A 21,085-nucleotide genomic window follows, 5' to 3' on the forward strand; every position below is an offset into this window, starting at 1 on the left:
AGGCCAGGGCCGATTACCTAGGTATACGGCCACTGTTCTGCCCCGTTCACTGAGGATCCCCCATGCACCCGATGAGAGCCCTTCGCCAGTACCAGAAGGTCAATTCCCATGCCCAGATCTCCGAAGCGACCCCGCACCGCCTGGTGCAGATGCTGATGGAAGGTTCGCTGGACCGTATGGCCCAGGCCAAGGGCGCGATCAGCCGTGGCGACGTGGCGCAGAAGGGTGTGATGCTGGGCAAGGCCATCGACATCATCGGTGGCCTGCGTGAAGGGCTGGACAAGGACAAGACCGACAACCCAGACGAGCTGGATCGTCTCGATAGCCTGTATGCCTACATGGCCACCCGTCTGATCCAGGCCAACCTGGACAGCGACCCCGCCATCATCGACGAAGTCGCCCAGTTGATGATCACCGTAAAAAGCGGTTGGGACGCCATCGCCACAGCCCAGCAGTGAAACGCCAGGAGGCCACATGAACGCGTTGCAGCAAATCGAAGATACCCGTCAGGCCCTGAACGAGGCATTGCAAGCGCGCGATTGGGCCGCCATTGGCGAGCTAGACCTGGCCTGCAGGGCGCAGATGGACGAGCTGCTGCAAGGTGCGGTGGATGATGAAGCAGCGGTTCGGGTGAACCTGGAAGCGTTGATGGACGTTTATCGCCAGCTAATCCACGTTGCAAGTGACGAACGTCAATCGTTGGTCGAGCAAATGACCAACATCAATCAAGCGAAACAGGCCACAAAGGTATACCATCTGTTCAGCTGACGCTGAGCAGAACGCAAAGCTCGGCGCCATAAATTTGACTGCTTCTAAGTTTTTGACTTTACTAGTGGCTGTTTTCGAATTTCAGACGTCCTAACACTGACCATTCAGTCGGAATGATGTCGAGCACGCCCAACTGGGCGCCGATATGACTAGGGAAGTTGCTATTGCATGTGGCGTGAAACCAAGATTCTTCTGATCGATGACGACAGCGCCCGCCGCCGCGATCTGGCGGTGGTCCTGAATTTTCTAGGCGAAGAAAACCTCGCGTGCTCAAGCCAGGACTGGCAGCAAGCGGTGGAGTCGTTGTCTTCGAGTCGGGAAGTGCTGTGCGTGCTTGTCGGTGCCGTAAATGCTCCGGGCAATCTCCTTGGGCTCGTTAAGACAGTGGCCGGGTGGGATGAGTTCCTTCCGGTGCTGCTGTTAGGTGAAATTTCTCCTGCAGAGTTGCCGGAAGAGCTTCGCCGTCGGGTTCTCTCCAACCTCGAGATGCCGCCGAGCTACAGCCAGTTGCTCGATTCGCTGCACCGTGCCCAGGTCTATCGCGAGATGTACGACCAGGCACGCGAGCGCGGGCGCCAGCGCGAGCCGAATCTGTTCCGCAGCCTGGTCGGCACCAGCCGTGCCATCCAGCATGTGCGGCAGATGATGCAGCAAGTGGCCGACACCGATGCCAGCGTGTTGATCCTCGGCGAGTCGGGCACTGGCAAAGAAGTGGTGGCGCGCAACCTGCACTACCACTCCAAGCGCCGCGAAGCGCCGTTCGTGCCGGTCAACTGTGGCGCGATCCCGGCAGAGCTGCTCGAAAGCGAACTGTTCGGCCACGAGAAGGGCGCCTTTACCGGGGCAATCACCAGCCGTGCCGGGCGTTTCGAGCTGGCCAATGGCGGTACCCTGTTCCTCGACGAAATTGGCGACATGCCGTTGCCGATGCAAGTCAAGCTGCTGCGGGTGCTGCAGGAGCGTACGTTCGAGCGCGTGGGTAGCAACAAGACCCAAAGCATCGACGTACGCATCATCGCCGCGACGCACAAAAACCTCGAGAGCATGATTGAGGACGGTACCTTCCGCGAAGACCTGTACTACCGGTTGAACGTGTTCCCCATCGAGATGGCGCCGCTGCGTGAGCGGGTAGAAGACATCCCGCTGCTGATGAACGAGCTGATTTCGCGCATGGAGCATGAAAAGCGCGGTTCCATTCGCTTCAATTCCGCTTCGATCATGTCGCTGTGCCGGCACGGCTGGCCGGGCAACGTGCGCGAGCTGGCTAACCTGGTCGAGCGCATGGCGATCATGCACCCGTACGGGGTGATCGGCGTGTCCGAACTGCCGAAAAAATTCCGCTACGTCGATGATGAAGACGAGCAGATGGTCGACCACCTGCGCAGTGATCTCGAAGAGCGCGTGGCCATCAACGGCCATGCACCAAACTTCGCCAACCCGGCGATGCTGCCGCCCGAAGGCCTTGATCTCAAGGACTACCTGGGCAGCCTGGAGCAGGGCCTGATCCAGCAGGCGCTGGACGATGCCAACGGTATTGTTGCACGCGCGGCTGAACGTTTACGTATCCGCCGTACTACCCTGGTCGAGAAGATGCGCAAGTACGGCATGAGCCGTCAGGGTGGCGAGGAGCAGGCGGAGGATTGACCCCCTTTTCGCCTGTTTCAGGCAGTCGGTAAACCCGTGTAGGAGCAGCCTTGCTGGGAAGAGGCCGGTGGCAGCACAGGAAGGGTCTGTGCATGCGCCGGCCTCTTCGCAGCACTAGGCTGCTCCTACGCAGGTCGCGCGATAGGCATCACAGTGCGGTAAAACCCTATCTCCGGCACGGCTATTGCTACACCGCTGGCAACATACCGTTTTTATGACGGTCAGCCACGCGAGAGAGCACGATGCCCCAGGCCGCCCACGTTTCCCGAGCCCCCGATCCGCAGGGGCATGCCCTGATCGAGCAGGAAAGCCGACAGGGTGTCGAGCAAGCCTTCGCCCTGTTCAACCAGGTCTCCAGCCAGCTGAGCCAGTCCTATAGCCTGCTTGAAGCGCGGGTCAGCGAACTGAAGGGCGAGCTGGCGGTGGTCAGCGCCCAGCGCATCGCCGAACTCAGCGAAAAGGAACGCCTGGCCAACCGCCTGCAGAACCTGCTGGACCTGCTGCCCGGCGGGGTGATCGTGATCGATGGCCACGGCCTGGTGCGCGAAGCCAACCCGGCCGCCTGCGAACTGCTCGGCGAGCCGCTGATCGGCGAGCTGTGGCGCCAGGTGATTGCCCGCAGCTTCGCCCCGCGCAAGGACGACGGCCATGAAGTCTCGCTGCGCGACGGCCGCCGCCTGTCCATCGCCACCCGCTCGCTGGATGCCGAGCCCGGCCAGTTGGTGCTGCTCAACGACCTGACAGAAACCCGTCGCCTGCAAGACCAGTTGGCTCGCCACGAGCGCTTGTCGTCGCTGGGGCGCATGGTCGCCTCGCTGGCCCATCAGATCCGCACGCCCCTGTCGGCAGCCATGCTCTACGCCAGCCACCTGGCCGATAGCGAGCAAGACCTGAGCGTGGAAACCCGCCAGCGCTTCGCCGGTACCTTGAAGGAGCGCCTGCACGAGCTGGAGCACCAGGTGCGCGACATGTTGGTGTTCGCCCGTGGCGAGCTGCCGCTCGGCGATCGGGTGAGCCCCAAAGGGCTGTTCCAGGCCTTGCAGCAGGCCGCGCAGTCGCACGTGCAAGGGCATGCCGTGCGTTGGCAGTGCGACAGCCACCTGGGCGAGCTGCTGTGCAACCGCGACACCTTGGTCGGCGCCATGCTCAACCTGATCGAGAATGCCCTGCAAGCGAGCGAGGCGCCGGCGCGGCTCAAGGTGCACGTGTTCCGTCGCCAGCAGGTGTTGCACCTGTGCGTGAGTGACGCCGGCAGCGGCATCGACGCCGACGTGCTGGGCCGCCTGGGCGAGCCGTTCCTGACCACCAAGGCCACCGGCACCGGCCTGGGCCTGGCCGTGGTCAAGGCCGTGGTGCGGGCGCACCAGGGTACGCTCAGCGTGCGTTCCAAGGTCGGGCGCGGCACCTGCGTGCGGGTCGAGCTGCCGTTGATCGATGGGCAACTGGCGGAGGCGCACGGATGACCATCAAGGTGCTGCTGGTCGAGGATGACCGCGTGTTACGCCAGGCGCTTGGCGATACCCTGGAAATCGGCGGTTTCGCCTACCGCGCCGTGGGCAGTGCCGAAGAGGCACTGGAGGCTGTGCTGAGCGAAGCGTTCAGCCTGGTGGTCAGTGACGTGAACATGCCGGGTATGGATGGGCACCAGTTGCTGGCGCAGTTGCGCCGCCAGCAGCCGCAACTGCCGGTGTTGCTGATGACCGCGCATGCTGCGGTGGAACGTGCCGTGGAAGCGATGCGCCAGGGCGCAGCCGATTACCTGGTCAAGCCGTTCGAGCCCAAGGCGCTGCTGTGTTTGGTGCAGCGCCATGCTGCCGGGCGCGTGAGTGCGGTGGACGAGGAGGGGCCGGTAGCCTGTGAGCCGGCCAGCCGACAATTGCTGGAGCTGGCCGCGCGCGTGGCGCGCAGCGACTCGACGGTGCTGATCTCGGGTGAGTCGGGTACCGGCAAGGAAGTGCTGGCACGCTTCATTCACCAGCAGTCCCCGCGGGCAGGCCAGCCCTTCGTGGCGATCAACTGCGCGGCGATCCCCGACAACATGCTCGAAGCCACCTTGTTTGGCCATGAGAAGGGCGCTTTCACCGGCGCCATCGCGGCCCAGGCCGGCAAGTTCGAGCAGGCCGAGGGCGGCACCTTGCTGCTCGACGAAATCTCCGAGATGCCGCTGACGTTGCAGGCCAAGCTGTTGCGGGTGTTGCAGGAGCGTGAGGTGGAGCGGGTAGGCGGGCGCAAGCCGATCAGCCTGGACATCCGCGTGCTGGCCACCACCAACCGCGATCTGGCGGGCGAAGTGGCGGCGGGGCGGTTCCGTGAAGACTTGTATTACCGATTGTCGGTGTTCCCCCTGGCCTGGTGCCCGTTGCGCGAGCGCAAGGGCGACATCCTGCAACTGGCCGAACGCCTGCTGGCCCGCCATGTCGGCAAGATGAAGCATGCGCCGGTGCGCTTGTCTGCCGAAGCGCGGGCCTGCCTGCAGGCGTATGCCTGGCCGGGTAACGTGCGCGAACTGGACAACGCCTTGCAGCGGGCGTTGATCCTGCAGCAGGGCGGGGTGATCGAGGCGGCGGATTTTTGTCTGGCCGGCGCCATTCCCTTGTCGGCGAGCGCGGCGCCTTCATTGCCCGAAGTGGCGGTCGAGGCGGGTGGCCTGGGTGATGACCTGCGTCGCCATGAATACCAGACCATCATCGACACCTTGCGCGCCGAGCGTGGCCGCCGCAAGGAGGCCGCCGAGCGGCTGGGCATCAGCCCGCGCACCTTGCGTTACAAGCTGGCACAAATGCGCGATGCCGGGTTTGACGTCGAGGCCAGCCTCTTCGGCTGATAAGCCGCAGGTGCGGGCTATGTCGGGTGCGGCCTTGTGTCGCGAAAGGGGCGCGTAGCGGCCCCGGCGATTTTTGCTGCGCCACAGCACCTGGGGCCGCTACGCGCCCCTTTCGCGACACAAGGCCGCTCCTACAACGGCGCGTCAAATCAGAAGGGTGGCAAGGCTGGCACCTTTGTTGCTTTACACGAGCTATCCGCCGCATGAGTGTCAAAAAAATGCGGCCGCCGGAGAGAGAAGGTCATGAGCCAAGGTGTTGAATTCAATCGTCTGATGCTGGACATGCGGGCCATGCAGGCCGACGCCATGTCGTTGCCCAAGGTGTCCGCCGCGCCTGAGCTGGCGCCGGGCCAGAGCAGCTTTGCCGACATGCTCGGCCAGGCCATCGGCAAGGTGCATGAGACCCAGCAGGCCTCCACCCAGCTGGCCAACGCCTTCGAGATTGGCAAGAGCGGCGTCGACCTGACCGACGTGATGATCGCTTCGCAAAAGGCCAGCGTTTCCATGCAGGCGATGACCCAGGTGCGCAACAAGCTGGTCCAGGCGTACCAGGACATCATGCAGATGCCGGTTTGAGGACGGACGTAACCCATGGCTGAAGCAGTCGTCGACAACGCCCCCGCCAAGAGCGGCCAGCCAGCGTCCAAGCCGCCGCTGTTCGGTATGGCGTTTCTGGAAAACATCTCGCAGATGCCCATGCTGCGTCAGGTCGGCCTCATGGTCGGCTTGGCCGCGAGCGTGGCCATCGGCTTTGCCGTGGTGCTGTGGTCGCAACAGCCCGACTACCGGCCGCTGTACGGCAGCCTGTCGGGCATGGACACCAAGCAGGTCATGGAAACCCTGGCCGCTGCAGACATTCCCTACAACGTCGAGCCCAATTCCGGCGCTCTGCTGGTCAAGGCCGACGACCTCTCCCGTGCGCGCCTGAAACTGGCGGCCGCAGGCGTGGCACCGAGCGATGGCAATGTCGGTTTCGAACTGCTCGACAAGGAGCAGGGCCTGGGCACCAGCCAGTTCATGGAGGCCACCCGCTATCGCCGCAGCCTCGAAGGTGAACTGGCGCGCACAGTGTCCAGCCTGAACAACGTCAAGGGCGCACGCGTGCACCTGGCGATCCCGAAAAGCTCGGTGTTCGTGCGTGACGAACGCAAGCCTAGCGCCTCGGTACTGGTCGAATTGTACCCAGGCCGCGCGCTGGAAGCCGGGCAGGTGATGGCGATCGTCAACCTGGTCGCCACCAGCGTGCCAGAGCTGGACAAGTCGCAGGTCACCGTCGTCGACCAGAAGGGCAACCTGCTGTCCGAGCAGTTGCAGGACACCGCCCTGACCATGGCGGGCAAGCAGTTCGACTACAGCCGCCGCATGGAAAGCATGCTCACCCAGCGCGTGCACAATATCCTGCAGCCGGTGTTGGGCAATGACCGCTACAAGGCCGAAGTGTCCGCCGACCTGGACTTCAGTGCGGTGGAATCGACGTCCGAGCAGTTCAACCCGGACCAGCCGGCGCTGCGCAGCGAGCAGTCGGTCGACGAGCAGCGCGCCAGCAGCCAGGGCCCACAAGGCGTGCCGGGTGCACTGAGCAACCAGCCACCGGGTGCTGCCTCTGCACCGCAAACCACCGCCGCAGCCGCCACCCCGGCCCCTGCCATCCAGCCTGGCCAACCGCTGGTGGATGCCAACGGCCAGCAGATCATGGACCCGGCCACCGGCCAGCCAATGCTCGCGCCGTACCCGTCGGACAAGCGTCAGCAGAGCACCAAGAACTTCGAGCTGGACCGCTCCATCAGCCACACCCGTCAGCAGCAGGGCCGCATGACCCGCCTGTCGGTAGCGGTGGTGGTCGACGACCAGCTCAAGGTCGACCCTACCAGCGGCGAAGCCACCCGTGCCCCATGGGGTGCCGAGGACCTGGCACGCTTTACCCGCCTGGTGCAGGACGCGGTCGGCTTCGATGCCAGCCGCGGCGACAGCGTGACGGTAATCAACGTGCCGTTCGCCGCCGACCGTGGCGAAGAAATCGCCGACATCGCCTTCTATCAGCAGCCGTGGTTCTGGGACATCGTCAAGCAAGTGCTGGGCGTGGTGTTCATCCTGGTGCTGGTGTTCGGCGTACTGCGGCCGGTGCTCAACAACATCACCGGGGGCGGCAAGCAGGCTGCCTCGGATAGCGACATGGAGCTGGGCGGCATGATCGGTCTGGATGGCGAACTGGCCAACGACCGCGTCAGTCTGGGTGGCCCGACAAGCATTCTGTTGCCAAGCCCGAGCGAGGGTTACGAGGCACAGCTCAACGCAATCAAAGGCCTGGTGGCCGAAGACCCGGGCCGCGTGGCCCAGGTCGTGAAAGACTGGATCAACGCCGATGAGTGATAACCGAGCCGTTACCGCCAAGCTGAGCCGTGTCGACAAAGCGGCGATCCTCCTGCTCTCGCTGGGCGAAACCGATGCTGCCCAGGTTCTGCGGCACATGGGGCCCAAGGAAGTGCAGCGGGTGGGTGTGGCCATGGCGCAGATGGGCAACGTGCACCGCGATCAGGTCGAGCAGGTGATGAGCGAGTTCGTCGACATCGTTGGCGACCAGACCAGCCTGGGTGTGGGCTCCGACGGTTATATCCGCAAGATGCTCAACCAGGCCCTGGGCGAAGACAAGGCCAACGGCCTGATCGACCGCATCCTGCTGGGCGGCAACACCAGCGGCCTGGACAGCCTCAAGTGGATGGAGCCGCGTGCCGTGGCCGATGTGATCCGCTACGAGCACCCGCAGATCCAGGCCATCGTGGTCGCCTACCTGGACCCTGACCAGGCCGGTGAAGTGCTGAGCAACTTCGACCACAAGGTGCGGTTGGATATCATCCTGCGCGTATCTTCGCTCAACACCGTGCAACCGGCAGCGCTCAAGGAGCTGAACCAGATTCTCGAGAAGCAGTTCTCGGGCAACTCCAATGCCGCGCGGACCACCTTGGGTGGTATCAAGCGTGCCGCTGACATCATGAACTTCCTCGACAGCTCGGTGGAAGGTGCGCTGATGGACTCGATCCGCGAGGTCGACAACGACCTGTCGGAGCAGATCGAAGACCTGATGTTCGTCTTCAACAACCTGGCCGATGTCGACGACCGCGGTATCCAGGCGCTGTTGCGCGAGGTGTCCTCCGACGTGCTGGTGGTGTCGCTCAAGGGTGCCGACGAGCGGGTCAAGGACAAGATTTTCAAGAACATGTCCAAGCGTGCCTCGGAACTGCTGCGCGACGACCTGGAGGCCAAGGGGCCGGTGCGGGTCAGCGACGTGGAAACGGCGCAGAAGGAAATCCTCACCATCGCTCGCCGCATGGCCGAGGCTGGCGAGATCGTGCTCGGTGGCAAGGGCGCCGAGGAAATGATCTGATCCATCCTCGTGTAGGAGCGGCCTTGCGTCGCGAAAGGGCCGCAGAGCGGACCCGGCGATATAGGTTGCGACGCTGAGATCCAGGGGCCGCTTCGCAGCCCTTTCGCGACGCAAGGCCGCTCCTACACGGGGCCGCGTTGCTTGCAGATGGTTTTTGAGTACCTGAGAACATGTCCAGCAAAGAGCACCACCCCAGCGACCTGATTCGCGCCCGCGACCTCGAGGGCGTCGACGTCTGGGCGCTTCCCAGCTTCGACCCGCAGCCTGAGCCGCAACCCGAGCCTGAGCCGGAACCGGTAGCCATCGAGGAAGAAGTCGAGGAAGTGCCGCTGGAAGAAGTCCAGCCGCTGACCCTCGAAGAGCTCGAAGCGATTCGCCAGGAGGCCTACAACGAAGGCTTCGCCACCGGTGAGCGCGAGGGCTTTCACAGCACCCAGCTGAAGGTGCGCCAGGAGGCCGAACAGGCCCTGGCAGCCAAGCTGGGCAGCCTCGAGCAGTTGATGGCGAACCTGATGGAGCCCATTGCCGAGCAGGACACGCAAATCGAGAAAACCCTGGTGCACCTGGTCGCGCACATGACCCGCCAGGTGATCGGCCGCGAGTTGCGCAATGACTCCAGCCAGATCACCCAGGTGCTGCGCGAAGCCCTCAAGCTGCTGCCGATGGGCGCCGACAACATCCGCATCCATCTCAACCCCCAGGATTTCGAACTGGCCAAGGCCCTGCGCGAACGCCATGAAGAAAACTGGCGCCTGCTTGAAGACGAAGCCCTGCTGCCGGGTGGCTGCCGCATCGAGACGGCGCACAGCCGCATCGACGCCAGCATGGAGACGCGTATCGAGAAGGCCGTGGCGCAGTTGTTCGACCAGCTTCACGACCATTCCCTGCACCCGGCGCCAGCGGATATGTCCATCGACCTGGACCACCCCGATGCGCCTTGATCGCACCAGTTTCGGCAAGCGCCTGGGCAGTTACGCCGAGGCGATCGAACTGCCGGCGCAACCCATCGTCGAAGGCCGCCTGCTGCGCATGGTCGGCCTCACCCTGGAGGCCGAAGGCCTGCGCGCCGCAGTGGGCAGCCGCTGCCTGGTGATCAACGACGACAGCTACCACCCGGTGCAGGTCGAAGCCGAAGTCATGGGCTTTTCCGGCACCAAGGTGTTCCTCATGCCGGTTGGCAGCATCGTCGGTATCGCCCCCGGCGCACGGGTGGTGCCGCTGGATGACGGCGGCCGCCTGCCGATGGGCATGAGCATGCTCGGGCGGGTGCTGGACGGCGCCGGGCGCGCCCTCGATGGCAAAGGCGGCATGAAGGCCGAAGACTGGGTACCGATGGACGGCCCGGTCATCAACCCGCTCAACCGCGACCCCATCAGCGTGCCGCTGGATGTGGGCATTCGCAGCATCAATGGCCTGCTCACCGTCGGTCGCGGCCAGCGCCTGGGCCTGTTCGCCGGTACCGGCGTGGGTAAGTCGGTGTTGCTGGGCATGATGACGCGCTTCACCGAAGCCGAGATCATCGTCGTCGGGCTGATCGGCGAGCGGGGCCGCGAGGTGAAGGAATTCATCGAGCATATTCTCGGTGAAGAAGGCCTCAAGCGCTCGGTGGTGGTCGCATCGCCTGCCGATGATGCGCCGCTGATGCGCCTGCGTGCTGCCATGTATTGCACGCGTATCGCCGAGTACTTCCGCGACAAGGGCAAGAATGTGCTGTTGTTGATGGATTCGCTGACCCGTTTTGCCCAGGCCCAGCGTGAAATCGCCCTGGCCATCGGTGAGCCGCCGGCCACCCGCGGTTACCCGCCGTCGGTGTTCGCCAAGCTGCCCAAGCTGGTGGAGCGCGCCGGTAATGGCGAGGCCGGTGGCGGCTCGATCACCGCGTTCTACACGGTCTTGTCGGAAGGCGATGACCAGCAGGACCCAATCGCCGACTCGGCGCGGGGTGTGCTCGACGGCCACTTCGTGCTGTCGCGCCGCCTGGCCGAGGAAGGCCACTACCCGGCGATCGACATCGAAGCCTCGATCAGCCGGGTCATGCCCCAGGTGGTCGATAGCGACCATTTGCGCCAGGCGCAAAAATTCAAGCAACTGTGGTCGCGCCTGTCGCAGAGCCGCGACCTGATCAGCGTGGGTGCCTATGTGCCGGGTGGCGACCCGGAGACGGACCTGGCCATCGCCTTGCAATCGCGGCTGGTGGACTTTTTGCGCCAAGGCCTGGACGAGAACGTCGGCATGGCGCAGAGCCGCGAGCAGCTGGGGGCGATCTTCACGCCTCCGGCGGCGGGCTGATAGGCCATGGCGCTGCCTGGACGTGCTGCGCGCCTGGCGCCGGTGGTGACCATGGCCGAAGAGGCCGAGCGCAAGGCTGCCCAGCGCCTTGGGCACTTCCAGCTGCAGGTGGCCCAGGCGCAGGTCAAGCTGGCCGAGCTCGAGCGCTTTCGTGAAGACTACCAACTGCAGTGGATCAACCGCGGCGGGCAGGGCGTCGATGGCAACTGGCTGGTCAACTACCAGCGCTTCCTCGGGCAATTGGAAACGGCCATGACCCAGCAGCGCCAGAGCCTTACCTGGCACCAGAACAACCTGAACAACGCCCGCGGCGCCTGGCAACAGGCCTACGCCCGGGTGGAGGGGTTGCGCAAGTTGGTGCAACGTTACTTGGACGAAGCACGGCGGGCCGAAGACAAACGCGAACAGCGACTGCTCGACGAACTGTCCCAGCGCCTGCCGCGGCAAAGCCACTTTTAACTTGCACCGGCCTGCGCGCCGCAGGCGGGGCCGTGTGCTTGCCACCCATGCCATCGCCTGCTAAACCTTAGAAGAGTTGCATCCGCCATCATCGAAGGAATCGCTAGCATGGCAGTCGAAACTGATTTTTCGCAGGACGGGAAAAAGCTGACGATCAAGATCACAGGGCGCTTCGATTTCGGCAAGTATCAGGAGTTTCGTGATGCCTACGAGCGCCAGAACGACCAGCCTGACTCGGTGGTGGTCGACCTGAAGGACGCCACCTACCTCGATAGCTCCGCGCTCGGCATGCTGTTGCTATTGCGTGACCATGCAGGCGGCGACGAGGCCGACGTGAGCGTCATTCATGCCAGCTCCGACGTTCGCAAGATCCTCGCCATCTCCAATTTCGACAAACTGTTCGATATCAGTTGAGCCGTGTGATGGCTGCCGAACAGGCATTGACCGTGCTGGTTGCCGAAGACGGGGCGGCCGACCGCCTGCTGCTTGCGCAGATCGTCCGGCGCCAAGGGCACCAGGTGTTCACGGCCGAAAACGGCGAGCAGGCGGTGGCGCTGTTTGTCGAGCGGCGGCCGCAACTGGTACTGCTCGATGCGTTGATGCCGGTGATGGACGGGTTCGAGGCGGCTCGGCAGATCAAGGCCCTGGCCGGCGAAGCGCTGGTGCCGATCATTTTCCTGACCTCGCTGAACGAGGAAGACGCCCTGGTGCGCTGCCTGGAGGCTGGCGGCGATGATTTCATGGCCAAGCCTTACCGGGCGGTGATCCTCGCCGCCAAGATACGCGCCATGGACCGCCTACGCCGGTTGCAGGCGACCGTGCTGGCCCAGCGCGACGAGATCACTTGCCACCATCACCACCTGCTCAACGAGCAGCGGGTGGCCAAGGCCGTGTTCGACAAGGTGGCCCATGCCGGTTGCCTGGCCGCGCCCAATATCCGCTACCTGCAATCGCCCTATGCGCTGTTCAACGGTGACCTGCTGCTGGCAGCGTTCACGCCGTCTGGGGACATGCAGGTGCTACTGGGCGATTTCACCGGCCACGGCCTGCCTGCCGCCGTCGGCGCCATGCCCCTGGCCGAGGTGTTCTACGGCATGACGGCCAAGGGCTATGGCCTGGCGCAGACCCTGCGCGAGATGAACGCCAAGCTCAAGCGCATCCTGCCGGTGGACATGTTCTGCTGTGCGTTGATGCTCAACCTCAGCGTGCAGCGCGGTTCGGTGGAGGTGTGGAACGGCGGCATGCCTGACGGCTATCGCTTGTCGGCGGGCGGTGAGGTGCTGTCGGCGTTGGTCTCGCGCCATCTGCCGCTGGGCGTTCTTGCGCCCGAGCGCTTCGATGACAGCACCGAAGTGCTGCCGTTGGCGGCAGGGGAGCGCTTGCTGTTGTTGTCGGACGGGGTGCTCGACACGGCCGATGACCAAGAACGCTTGTTCGGTGTCGAGCGCCTGCATGAGGTGTTGGCCGGCAACCGAGACCCTGTGCGCCTGTTCGATGAGGTGATGCAGGCCCTTGAGCGTTTCGGTGGGCGGCCTCGGGACGACATCAGCTTGTGTGACATCCGCATGTTCACGGCGGATGAGCGGGTGCCGGCGCCAATGATCTACGCTGAACGCGGCCGGCCCAGCCCGCTCGACTGGTCGCTCGGCTTCGAACTGCGCGGCGAAAGCCTGAGGTGGTTCAACCCGGTGCCGTACCTGGTGCAACTGTTGCAAGAGATACACCCGCTGCGCTCGCGCACCGGCAGCCTGCACAGTGTGCTCAGCGAGCTGTTTTCCAATGCCTTGGAGCATGGGGTGCTGGGCCTGGATTCGCGGCTCAAGCGCGATGTTGAGGGCTTTGCCGACTACTATCGAGAGCGTGCCCGGCGATTGGGGGCTTTGGCTGACGGCTTCGTGCGCATCGACCTCAAGGTTGAACCCCATGCCCAAGGCGGGCGTCTGATGATTGAGGTGCGTGACAGTGGCGCAGGGTTCGATGTACAGCAGGTATTGTCGCGGCCAGCGCAGGAGCAGTGTTTGAGTGGCCGGGGTGTGAACCTGGTGCGGCGGCTCGGCAGCGACGCTCAGTGGTGCGAAGGTGGCCGCTGTGCGCGGGTCGAGTTTGTCTGGTGAGTGCTTGGGGTGAGCGGTTTTGTAGAGGGCCACGCCCTGGCTCAGGCATAATCTGGCTTGATCAAGGAGTGAACAAGTGACTGAGATTCATATCGACCACAAGGTGCTCAGTGATCTGCGTGAGGTCATGGAGGATGGCTACCTGCATCTGGTGCAGACATTCCTGGATGACTCCGAGCGGCGCCTGAGCGAACTGCACGCCGCCAAGAGTGCCGACGAGCTGGGTTCGGCCGCGCATAGTTTCAAGGGCAGCAGCAGCAACATGGGGGCTGTCGCCCTGGCCGGTTTGTGTCAGCAACTGGAAGACCGCGTACGGCAGCCACCCTTGTATGGCATCGAGGACCTGATCAACCGCATCGACCTTGAATATGTGGAGGTTCGGCGCTTCTACCGCGGTGAGGAACACCGCATCTCGGCAGGCTGATGCACACTTGGCCTGAGTCTTGCCTGTCTTTGCCCGGATGATTACTCAGTTTCTGGCGCGGAGACCGCTCAATGCCTGTCGCACCCAATCCTTTGTTGCAAGCAAATGCCGTAGGCAAGTCGTCGCGAGCGGCCAGCTCGATGGCGGACAAGCCGTTACAGGCGCTGGGCGGCGCGGGCGGCGGCTTCGATCAGGTCATGGCCAAACAGAAAACCTTCGGGCAGGACGACAAGGTCGCCCAGGCCAAGCCCAAGGACAAGCCAGAGCCGGCGCAAGGCGGCAAAAAAGAGGCTGCCGACAAGCCAGCGGTTGCCGATGACGGCAACAAATTGCCAAGCGATGATCAGGCCGATACGGGGCTGAGCGACGCCAACCTGGTGGCCGGCCAGGTCACCGATGCGCAACCCGGTGCGCAATTGATTCAAGCCCAGGCCGAGGCGGTCGCGCCGGTGCTGCAAGCTGCCGCTGCGCAGTCGCTGGCGAGCGCCGCGCTGCCAGAAGAGGCGCCCGCCGAAGAAGCCTTCGACCCTGACGCCGACCCCTTGGCCAACCTGCCGACCTTGCGCCTGGCGCTGGAGCAGAGCGCTCAGGCCAAGGGCACCACCTCGGCACACGCTGTGGACCCTTCGCAGGCCCAGGGCGACGAGGCTAGCGTCAATACCTTGGCGAACCTGATCGACAACGCCGAGGGTGAGGCGGGCGAGCCGGGTGGCAAGGCCTTTGGCGCGCTGCTCGAAGATGGCTTGAAAGACACCAAGGCTGCCAGCAGCGACACGCGCATCGACGATTTTGCCGATCGCCTGGCCAGCCTGACCCAGGCGGCCACGGCGAAGACCGCCAATGCCGTGCCGGCGAATGCCAGCCCATTGCACCAGCCGCTGCCAATGAACCAGAGCGCCTGGACCGAGGGCCTGGTCAATCGGGTCATGTACTTGTCCAGCCAGAACCTCAAATCGGCGGATATCCAGTTGGAGCCGGCGGAGTTGGGGCGGCTGGACATTCGCGTCAATGTGGCGACGGACCAGTCGACCCAGGTGACGTTCATCAGCGGCCACGCCGGCGTGCGTGATGCGCTCGACAGCCAGCTGCACCGGCTGCGGGAGTTGTTTGCCCAGCAGGGCTTGGCGCAGCCGGATGTCAACGTTGCTGACCAGTCGCGGGGGCAGCAGCAACACCAGCAGGCGCAGGAGCAGGGCAGTAATCTGTCGGGGGTTGCGGCGCGGCAGGGGGCCGGGCAGGGCGGCGTAGAACAGGGCGAGAGTGCTGGCGCGGTTGAACAGCAGGTGGTGATTGGCGACAGTGCGGTTGATTATTACGCGTGAGAGCAGGGTGCATGTCGTTAGGTTTTAGCGCCTGTGAGATCGAGCGCCGCGCGGGCGGCGCTCGATCTCACAGGCGCTGCACATCCAACGACAAGCCCAACGACAAATCCCTCCGAACCTCATTCCATCCTCCTCCCCAAAACCTGGCATAACACTTGCTCAAGCCACGTCATCCTCCTGTGAACCCCCGATGGACGACGGATTATTGGCATGGCGAAAACCGAAGCAGTAAAAGACCCCGCCACAAAAGGCAAACTCAAGCTGATCCTGCTGTTGGTGCTGGGCCTGGTACTGGCAATCGGCCTTTCGGTGGGCGCCACCTGGTTCATCATGCACAAGAGCGAGCCGGCCCCCGCAGCCGACCCGGCCGCGGCCAACGCCAAGCCCGCGGCCCTCTACGAAGCCCTCACCCCAGCCTTCGTGGTCAATTTCAACCAGAACGGTCGCCAGCGCTACATGCAACTGAGCATCACCTTGCAAGGCCGCAACCAGGCCGACCTGGACGCCCTCAAGGTGCACATGCCGGTGATTCGCAACAACCTGGTGATGATGTTCTCCGGGCAAGGCTTCGATACCTTGGCCAGCAGCCCGGTCGGGCAGGAAATGCTGCGTCAGAAAGCCACCGCCGTGGTCCAGGAAGTCGCACAGAAGGAAGTCGGCAAGCCGGTCATCGACCAGTTGCTGTTCACCAATTTCGTATTGCAGTAGGAGTCCGCAATGGCCGTACAGGACCTGCTGTCCCAGGATGAAATCGATGCGCTGTTGCACGGTGTCGACGACGGTCTGGTGCAGACCGAAAGCGCTTCCGAGCCAGGCAGTATCAAAAGCTACGACCTGACCAGCCAGGATCGGATCGTGCGCGGTCGCATGCCGACCCTGGAAATGATCAACGAGCGCTTTGCCCGCTACACCCGCATCAGCATGTTCAACCTGCTGCGCCGCTCCGCCGACGTGGCGGTGGGCGGCGTGCAGGTGATGAAGTTCGGCGAGTACGTGCATTCGCTGTATGTGCCGACCAGCCTCAACCTGGTCAAGATCAAGCCGCTGCGTGGCACTTCGCTGTTCATCCTCGACGCCAAGCTGGTGTTCAAGCTGGTGGACAACTTCTTCGGGGGTGACGGCCGTCACGCCAAGATCGAAGGCCGTGAGTTCACCCCGACCGAGCTGCGGGTGGTGCGCATGGTCCTTGACCAGTGCTTCGTCGACCTCAAGGAAGCCTGGCAGGCGATCATGCCGGTCAACTTCGAGTACATGAACTCTGAGGTCAACCCGGCCATGGCCAACATCGTCGGTCCCAGTGAGGCGGTGGTGGTGTCGACCTTCCACATCGAGCTGGACGGCGGTGGCGGCGACCTGCACGTGACCATGCCGTACTCGATGATCGAGCCGGTGCGCGAGATGCTCGATGCCGGCTTCCAGTCTGACCTGGACGACCAGGACGAGCGCTGGGTCAAGGCCCTGCGCGAGGACGTGCTGGACGTTGCCGTGCCCTTGACCGCCACCGTCGCCCGCCGCCAGCTGAAGCTGCGTGACATCCTGCACATGCAGCCGGGCGATGTGATCCCGGTGGAGCTGCCCGAACACCTGGTGTTGCGCGCCAACGGCGTGCCGTCGTTCAAGGCGCGCCTGGGCTCGCACAAGGGCAACCTGGCGCTGCAGATCATCGACCCGATCGAACGCCGCTGACGGCGTGCCGGTCGCTCACTACGAATTGAATGCCTGTCGAGGAAATCATGGCTAACGAAAACGAGATCACCTCCCCAGAGGATCAGGCCCTGGCCGACGAATGGGCCGCGGCGCTGGAGGAAACCGGTGACGCCGGCCAAGCCGATATCGATGCGCTGCTGGGCGGTGACACCGGCAACAGCGGCGCGGGCCGCCTGCCGATGGAAGAGTTCGCCAGCTCGCCGCGGCCGAACGAAAATGTCAGCCTGGAAGGCCCCAACCTGGACGTGATCCTGGATATCCCGGTGAACATTTCCATGGAAGTGGGCAGCACCGAGATCAACATCCGCAACCTGCTGCAGCTCAACCAGGGTTCGGTGATCGAGCTCGATCGCCTGGCCGGTGAGCCGCTCGACGTGCTGGTCAACGGCACCTTGATCGCCCATGGCGAAGTGGTGGTGGTCAACGAAAAGTTCGGCATCCGCCTGACCGACGTGATCAGCCCCAGCGAACGTATCAAGAAGCTGCGCTGAGTGAAGGGCTCGATGCGCGCCAGCGCCGCCTTTGCCGGGCTGTTCGCCAGCCAGTTGGCCTGTGCGGCGGCCAGCCCTGCGGCGACCACCGCCGCCGCACCCGGCAGCCTGAGTGGGCAACTGGCGCAGATGGTCTTTGGCCTGCTGCTGGTGGTGGGCCTGATCTTCTTCCTGGCCTGGTTGTTGCGCCGTATGCAAGGCACGGCGGTCAAGGGTGGGCAGGTGATCGAGATCGTCGGCAGCCGGGCCATCGGCCCGCGTGACCGGCTGTTGCTGGTGCAGGTCGGCAAGGAGCAGATCCTGATCGGCCATACCCCAGGCAGTATCGAGGCTTTGCATGTGCTGGCCGAACCCGTGGAAGTGCCCGCCACTGCTCGTCAGGCGACGCCGGAGTTCGCCCAGCGGCTGATGGAGCTGATGGGCAAGGACCCTAAGGACAACAAGTGATGATCGGCGTGCTGCGCATGATGTTGACTATGGCGCTGCTGCTGGCCGCGCCGTTGGCCCTGGCCGCCGACCCGCTGTCGATCCCGGCCATTACCCTGTCCAATGGGGCGGACGGGCAGCAGGAGTATTCGGTCAGCCTGCAGATCCTGCTGATCATGACGGCGCTGAGTTTCATCCCGGCGTTCGTCATCCTGATGACCAGCTTCACTCGCATCATCATCGTCTTCTCGATTTTGCGTCAGGCCCTGGGTTTGCAGCAGACGCCTTCGAACCAGATCCTGACCGGCATGGCGCTGTTCTTGACCATGTTCATCATGGCGCCGGTGTTCGACCGGGTGAACCAGGATGCCCTGCAGCCGTACCTGAAGGAACAGATGACCGCCCAGCAGGCCATCGACAAAGCCCAGGGGCCACTCAAGGACTTCATGCTGGCGCAAACCCGGCAGAGCGACCTGGACCTGTTCATGCGCCTGTCCAAGCGCACCGACATCGCCGGCCCCGACCAGGTGCCGCTGACCATCCTGGTACCGGCCTTCGTCACCTCAGAGCTCAAGACCGCGTTCCAGATCGGTTTCATGATCTTCATCCCGTTCCTGATCATCGACATGGTGGTCGCCAGCGTGCTGATGGCGATGGGTATGATGATGCTGTCACCGCTGATCATTTCGCTGCCGTTCAAGATCATGCTGTTCGTCCTGGTCGATGGCTGGGCGCTGATCATGGGCACCCTGGCCAGTAGTTTCGGCGGCGTCTGACGCTGCCAAGGAGAGCCACGCATGACCCCTGAAGTTGCTGTCGACCTGTTCCGCGATGCCCTCTGGATGACCACGCTGATGGTCGCCATCCTGGTGGTGCCGAGCCTGCTGGTGGGCCTGATGGTGGCGATGTTCCAGGCTGCCACGCAGATCAACGAACAGACCCTGAGCTTTCTGCCGCGCCTGCTGGTGATGCTGGTTACGCTGATCGTCGCCGGGCCGTGGCTGGTGCAGAAGTTCATGGAGTACATCACCACCCTCTACACCAGCATCCCGCAGTTGATCGGTTGACACGGCCATGCTGGAGCTGACCGACGCGCAGATCGGCACCTGGGTCGCCACCTTCATCCTGCCGTTGTTCCGGGTGACGGCGGTGCTGATGACCATGCCGATCTTCGGCACGCGCATGCTGCCGGCGCGGGTGCGCCTGTACGTGGCGGTGGCCATCACCGTGGTGATCGTGCCGGCGCTGCCGCCGTTGCCCGAATTCGACCCGTTGAGCCTGCAGGGGCTGCTGCTGTGTGGTGAGCAGGTCATCGTCGGGGCGTTGTTCGGTTTCTCGTTGCAGTTGCTGTTCCAGGCCTTCGTCATCGCCGGCCAGATCGTCGCGGTGCAGATGGGCATGGCCTTCGCCTCGATGGTCGACCCGGCCAACGGTGTCAACGTCACGGTGATCAGCCAGTTCATGACCATGCTGATCAGCGTGCTGTTCCTGTTGATGAACGGGCACCTGGTAGTGTTCGAGGTGCTCACCGAAAGCTTCACCACCTTGCCGGTGGGCAACGCGCTGGTGGTCAATCAGTTCTGGGAAATGGCCGGGCGCCTGGGCTGGGTGTTTGGCGCCGGGCTATTGCTGATCTTGCCGGTGATCGCAGCCTTGCTGGTGGTGAACATCGCCTTTGGCGTGATGACGAGGGCGGCGCCGCAGTTGAACATCTTCTCTATCGGCTTCCCGCTGACCCTGGTCATGGGCATGGGGATTTTCTGGATAGGCCTGGCCGATATTCTTTCCCACTACCAGGCATTGGCCAGCGATGCGCTGCAATGGCTGCGTGATCTGGCGAGGGCGCGCTGAGCATGGCTGAAAGCGAGAGCGGTCAGGACAAAACAGAAGACCCCACCGAAAAGCGCAAACGCGACGCGCGTGAAAAAGGCGAGGTTGCCCGCTCCAAGGAGCTGAACACCGTGGCGGTGACCCTGGCCGGTGCCGGTGGCCTGCTGATGTTTGGCGGGCACCTGGCCGAGACGCTGCTGAACCTGATGCGCATGAACTTCAGCCTGACCCGCGAGATCATCGTCGACGAGCGGTCGATGGGCGCATTCCTGCTGGCCTCCGGCAAGATGGCGATCTGGGCGGTGCAGCCGGTGCTGATTTTGCTGTTCGTGATCTCGTTCGTTGCCCCGATCGCGCTGGGCGGTTTTGTATTTTCCGGCAGCCTGCTACAGCCGAAATTCAGCCGTATGAGCCCGCTGTCGGGGATCAAACGGATGTTCTCGATGAATTCCCTGACCGAATTGCTCAAGGCACTGGTCAAGTTCTTCGCGATCCTGATTGTGGCGGTGGTGGTGCTGGTCAGTGACCGCCAGGCGTTGTTGTCGATTGCCAACGAGCCGCTGGAGCAGGCGATCATCCACAGTTTGCAGGTGGTGGGTTGGAGTGCGTTGTGGATGTCGGCAGGGTTGCTGTTGATCGCGGCAGCGGACGTGCCGTTCCAGCTGTGGCAGACGCACAAGAAAATGAAGATGACCAAGCAGGAAGTGCGTGACGAGTACAAGGACTCGGAGGGCAAGCCTGAGGTCAAGCAGCGTATTCGCCAGTTGCAGCGCGAAGCATCGCAGCGGCGCATGATGGCCGCGGTGCCGCAGGCGGACGTGATCATCACGAACCCGACGCACTATGCGGTGGCGCTGCAATACGACCCGGAGAAGGGCGGGGCGGCGCCGCTGTTGCTGGCCAAGGGTACTGATTTCATGGCATTGAAAATTCGCGAAATCGGCGTTGCGCACAAGGTGCAGATTCTTGAGTCGCCGGCGCTGGCGCGGGCGATCTATTACTCCACCGAGCTTGAGCATGAGATCCCGGCGGGGTTGTACCTGGCGGTGGCGCAGGTGCTGGCGTATGTGTTCCAGATACGTCAGTACCGGTCGGGCAAGGGCAAGCGGCCGGAGCCTTTGAAAGACGATTTGCCGATTCCGCCGGATTTGCGGCGTGATGGCTGACAGGCGCCAGGCGATGGGGTTTTGGCGCCTGTGAGATCGAGCGCCGCCCGCGCGGCGCATCGCGACGCAAGGCCGCTCCTACGTTTGTTTCGGGCCAGTGAGGTCTGTGGCATTTGCGCGCGACCGCCTTGTTAGTACGACGCGATATTTAGGCGGGCGCCAAAGGGTCGCACGCCAATACCCCAGGAATAACTGGCCCGAAACAAATGTAGGAGCGGCCTTGCGTCGCGATGCGCCGC

23 protein-coding genes are annotated in these 21,085 nt (G+C 63.6%); all 23 read left to right on the forward strand.

Translation table 11 applies throughout. The features are described from left to right. The first annotated feature begins 62 nt into the window (after positions 1 to 62). The 23 genes from fliS (at position 63) to flhB (ending at position 20,846) form a co-directional block, all read left to right on the forward strand. Positions 63 to 458, forward strand: coding sequence for a flagellar export chaperone FliS (fliS, locus tag HU770_RS14540; protein WP_047583429.1), 396 nt, complete (start codon positions 63 to 65; stop codon positions 456 to 458). Between the two features lie 16 nt (positions 459 to 474). Beyond that, complete coding sequence (locus tag HU770_RS14545) at positions 475 to 768, forward strand: flagellar protein FliT (protein ID WP_186663988.1); 294 nt, start codon at positions 475 to 477, stop codon at positions 766 to 768. A gap of 168 nt (positions 769 to 936) precedes the next feature. After that, positions 937 to 2,412, forward strand: a complete 1,476-nt coding sequence (gene fleQ, locus HU770_RS14550; protein WP_186663990.1) for a transcriptional regulator FleQ — start codon at positions 937 to 939, stop codon at positions 2,410 to 2,412. A gap of 242 nt (positions 2,413 to 2,654) precedes the next feature. Then, positions 2,655 to 3,875, forward strand: a complete 1,221-nt coding sequence (locus tag HU770_RS14555; RefSeq protein WP_033699472.1) for an ATP-binding protein — start codon at positions 2,655 to 2,657, stop codon at positions 3,873 to 3,875. Continuing rightward, positions 3,872 to 5,236, forward strand: a complete 1,365-nt coding sequence (locus HU770_RS14560) for a sigma-54 dependent transcriptional regulator (RefSeq protein WP_186663992.1) — start codon at positions 3,872 to 3,874, stop codon at positions 5,234 to 5,236. Before HU770_RS14555 ends, HU770_RS14560 begins: the two co-directional genes overlap by 4 nt. 243 nt (positions 5,237 to 5,479) lie before the next feature. After that, entirely contained in the window at positions 5,480 to 5,812 is a 333-nt protein-coding gene (fliE, locus tag HU770_RS14565; RefSeq protein WP_033699469.1) for a flagellar hook-basal body complex protein FliE, read from the forward strand. A 15-nt stretch (positions 5,813 to 5,827) separates the two neighbouring features. After that, entirely contained in the window at positions 5,828 to 7,606 is a 1,779-nt protein-coding gene (gene fliF / locus HU770_RS14570; RefSeq protein WP_186656322.1) for a flagellar basal-body MS-ring/collar protein FliF, read from the forward strand. After that, complete coding sequence (gene fliG, locus HU770_RS14575; protein WP_027593031.1) at positions 7,599 to 8,618, forward strand: flagellar motor switch protein FliG; 1,020 nt, start codon at positions 7,599 to 7,601, stop codon at positions 8,616 to 8,618. Before fliF ends, fliG begins: the two co-directional genes overlap by 8 nt. A 170-nt stretch (positions 8,619 to 8,788) precedes the next feature. Further along, positions 8,789 to 9,559: a flagellar assembly protein FliH gene (fliH, locus tag HU770_RS14580; RefSeq protein ID WP_186656325.1), complete on the forward strand. Its 771-nt coding sequence runs from the start codon at positions 8,789 to 8,791 to the stop codon at positions 9,557 to 9,559. Further along, positions 9,549 to 10,907 (forward strand): flagellar protein export ATPase FliI, encoded by a 1,359-nt coding sequence (gene fliI, locus HU770_RS14585; RefSeq protein WP_033699466.1) that lies wholly within the window; start codon positions 9,549 to 9,551, stop codon positions 10,905 to 10,907. Before fliH ends, fliI begins: the two co-directional genes overlap by 11 nt. Before the next feature lie 6 nt (positions 10,908 to 10,913). Beyond that, positions 10,914 to 11,366: a flagellar export protein FliJ gene (gene fliJ, locus HU770_RS14590; protein WP_186663994.1), complete on the forward strand. Its 453-nt coding sequence runs from the start codon at positions 10,914 to 10,916 to the stop codon at positions 11,364 to 11,366. A 108-nt stretch (positions 11,367 to 11,474) separates the two neighbouring features. Then, positions 11,475 to 11,780, forward strand: coding sequence for an STAS domain-containing protein (locus HU770_RS14595; protein ID WP_186663996.1), 306 nt, complete (start codon positions 11,475 to 11,477; stop codon positions 11,778 to 11,780). An 8-nt stretch (positions 11,781 to 11,788) separates the two neighbouring features. Further along, a complete protein-coding gene (locus HU770_RS14600) occupies positions 11,789 to 13,480 on the forward strand; it encodes a fused response regulator/phosphatase (RefSeq protein ID WP_186663998.1) in 1,692 nt (563 codons plus the stop codon). 76 nt (positions 13,481 to 13,556) lie between these two features. After that, complete coding sequence (locus tag HU770_RS14605) at positions 13,557 to 13,904, forward strand: Hpt domain-containing protein (RefSeq protein ID WP_186656334.1); 348 nt, start codon at positions 13,557 to 13,559, stop codon at positions 13,902 to 13,904. Between the two features lie 71 nt (positions 13,905 to 13,975). Beyond that, positions 13,976 to 15,226: a flagellar hook-length control protein FliK gene (locus tag HU770_RS14610; RefSeq protein WP_033699460.1), complete on the forward strand. Its 1,251-nt coding sequence runs from the start codon at positions 13,976 to 13,978 to the stop codon at positions 15,224 to 15,226. 210 nt (positions 15,227 to 15,436) lie between these two features. Beyond that, entirely contained in the window at positions 15,437 to 15,934 is a 498-nt protein-coding gene (gene fliL, locus HU770_RS14615; RefSeq protein ID WP_033699458.1) for a flagellar basal body-associated protein FliL, read from the forward strand. Positions 15,935 to 15,943: 9 nt separating this feature from the next. Next, a complete protein-coding gene (fliM, locus tag HU770_RS14620) occupies positions 15,944 to 16,912 on the forward strand; it encodes a flagellar motor switch protein FliM (RefSeq protein WP_027593022.1) in 969 nt (322 codons plus the stop codon). Positions 16,913 to 16,959: 47 nt separating this feature from the next. After that, positions 16,960 to 17,424, forward strand: a complete 465-nt coding sequence (fliN, locus tag HU770_RS14625) for a flagellar motor switch protein FliN (RefSeq protein WP_027593021.1) — start codon at positions 16,960 to 16,962, stop codon at positions 17,422 to 17,424. A 12-nt stretch (positions 17,425 to 17,436) separates the two neighbouring features. Next, entirely contained in the window at positions 17,437 to 17,871 is a 435-nt protein-coding gene (gene fliO / locus HU770_RS14630) for a flagellar biosynthetic protein FliO (protein ID WP_047583666.1), read from the forward strand. Then, positions 17,871 to 18,626, forward strand: a complete 756-nt coding sequence (fliP, locus tag HU770_RS14635; RefSeq protein WP_186664000.1) for a flagellar type III secretion system pore protein FliP — start codon at positions 17,871 to 17,873, stop codon at positions 18,624 to 18,626. The genes fliO and fliP overlap by 1 nt, the downstream gene beginning before the upstream one ends. Positions 18,627 to 18,647: 21 nt before the next feature. Beyond that, complete coding sequence (gene fliQ / locus HU770_RS14640) at positions 18,648 to 18,917, forward strand: flagellar biosynthesis protein FliQ (RefSeq protein WP_033699456.1); 270 nt, start codon at positions 18,648 to 18,650, stop codon at positions 18,915 to 18,917. Between the two features lie 7 nt (positions 18,918 to 18,924). Next, positions 18,925 to 19,701, forward strand: a complete 777-nt coding sequence (gene fliR, locus HU770_RS14645) for a flagellar biosynthetic protein FliR (RefSeq protein WP_033699454.1) — start codon at positions 18,925 to 18,927, stop codon at positions 19,699 to 19,701. Positions 19,702 to 19,703: 2 nt separating this feature from the next. Beyond that, positions 19,704 to 20,846, forward strand: a complete 1,143-nt coding sequence (gene flhB, locus HU770_RS14650) for a flagellar biosynthesis protein FlhB (RefSeq protein WP_033699452.1) — start codon at positions 19,704 to 19,706, stop codon at positions 20,844 to 20,846. The last annotated feature ends 239 nt before the right edge of the window (positions 20,847 to 21,085 follow it).

Source organism: Pseudomonas sp. SWRI68, assembly GCF_014269165.1.
Lineage (GTDB): Bacteria > Pseudomonadota > Gammaproteobacteria > Pseudomonadales > Pseudomonadaceae > Aquipseudomonas > Aquipseudomonas capeferrum.

Bases quoted from the DNA above. Each gene is read 5' to 3' on its own strand.
- fliN (WP_027593021.1), top strand. From the start codon at position 16,960: ATGGCTAACGAAAACGAGATCACCTCCCCAGAGGATCAGGCCCTGGCC.
- HU770_RS14610 (WP_033699460.1), top strand. From the start codon at position 13,976: ATGCCTGTCGCACCCAATCCTTTGTTGCAAGCAAATGCCGTAGGCAAG.
- fliG (WP_027593031.1), top strand. From the start codon at position 7,599: ATGAGTGATAACCGAGCCGTTACCGCCAAGCTGAGCCGTGTCGACAAA.
- fliF (WP_186656322.1), top strand. From the start codon at position 5,828: ATGGCTGAAGCAGTCGTCGACAACGCCCCCGCCAAGAGCGGCCAGCCA.
- fliJ (WP_186663994.1), top strand. From the start codon at position 10,914: ATGGCGCTGCCTGGACGTGCTGCGCGCCTGGCGCCGGTGGTGACCATG.
- flhB (WP_033699452.1), top strand. From the start codon at position 19,704: ATGGCTGAAAGCGAGAGCGGTCAGGACAAAACAGAAGACCCCACCGAA.
- fliE (WP_033699469.1), top strand. From the start codon at position 5,480: ATGAGCCAAGGTGTTGAATTCAATCGTCTGATGCTGGACATGCGGGCC.
- fliO (WP_047583666.1), top strand. From the start codon at position 17,437: ATGCGCGCCAGCGCCGCCTTTGCCGGGCTGTTCGCCAGCCAGTTGGCC.
- fliS (WP_047583429.1), top strand. From the start codon at position 63: ATGCACCCGATGAGAGCCCTTCGCCAGTACCAGAAGGTCAATTCCCAT.
- HU770_RS14600 (WP_186663998.1), top strand. From the start codon at position 11,789: ATGGCTGCCGAACAGGCATTGACCGTGCTGGTTGCCGAAGACGGGGCG.
- HU770_RS14560 (WP_186663992.1), top strand. From the start codon at position 3,872: ATGACCATCAAGGTGCTGCTGGTCGAGGATGACCGCGTGTTACGCCAG.
- fleQ (WP_186663990.1), top strand. From the start codon at position 937: ATGTGGCGTGAAACCAAGATTCTTCTGATCGATGACGACAGCGCCCGC.
- fliR (WP_033699454.1), top strand. From the start codon at position 18,925: ATGCTGGAGCTGACCGACGCGCAGATCGGCACCTGGGTCGCCACCTTC.
- fliQ (WP_033699456.1), top strand. From the start codon at position 18,648: ATGACCCCTGAAGTTGCTGTCGACCTGTTCCGCGATGCCCTCTGGATG.
- HU770_RS14545 (WP_186663988.1), top strand. From the start codon at position 475: ATGAACGCGTTGCAGCAAATCGAAGATACCCGTCAGGCCCTGAACGAG.
- HU770_RS14555 (WP_033699472.1), top strand. From the start codon at position 2,655: ATGCCCCAGGCCGCCCACGTTTCCCGAGCCCCCGATCCGCAGGGGCAT.
- fliL (WP_033699458.1), top strand. From the start codon at position 15,437: ATGGCGAAAACCGAAGCAGTAAAAGACCCCGCCACAAAAGGCAAACTC.
- fliM (WP_027593022.1), top strand. From the start codon at position 15,944: ATGGCCGTACAGGACCTGCTGTCCCAGGATGAAATCGATGCGCTGTTG.
- fliI (WP_033699466.1), top strand. From the start codon at position 9,549: ATGCGCCTTGATCGCACCAGTTTCGGCAAGCGCCTGGGCAGTTACGCC.
- HU770_RS14595 (WP_186663996.1), top strand. From the start codon at position 11,475: ATGGCAGTCGAAACTGATTTTTCGCAGGACGGGAAAAAGCTGACGATC.
- fliP (WP_186664000.1), top strand. From the start codon at position 17,871: ATGATCGGCGTGCTGCGCATGATGTTGACTATGGCGCTGCTGCTGGCC.
- fliH (WP_186656325.1), top strand. From the start codon at position 8,789: ATGTCCAGCAAAGAGCACCACCCCAGCGACCTGATTCGCGCCCGCGAC.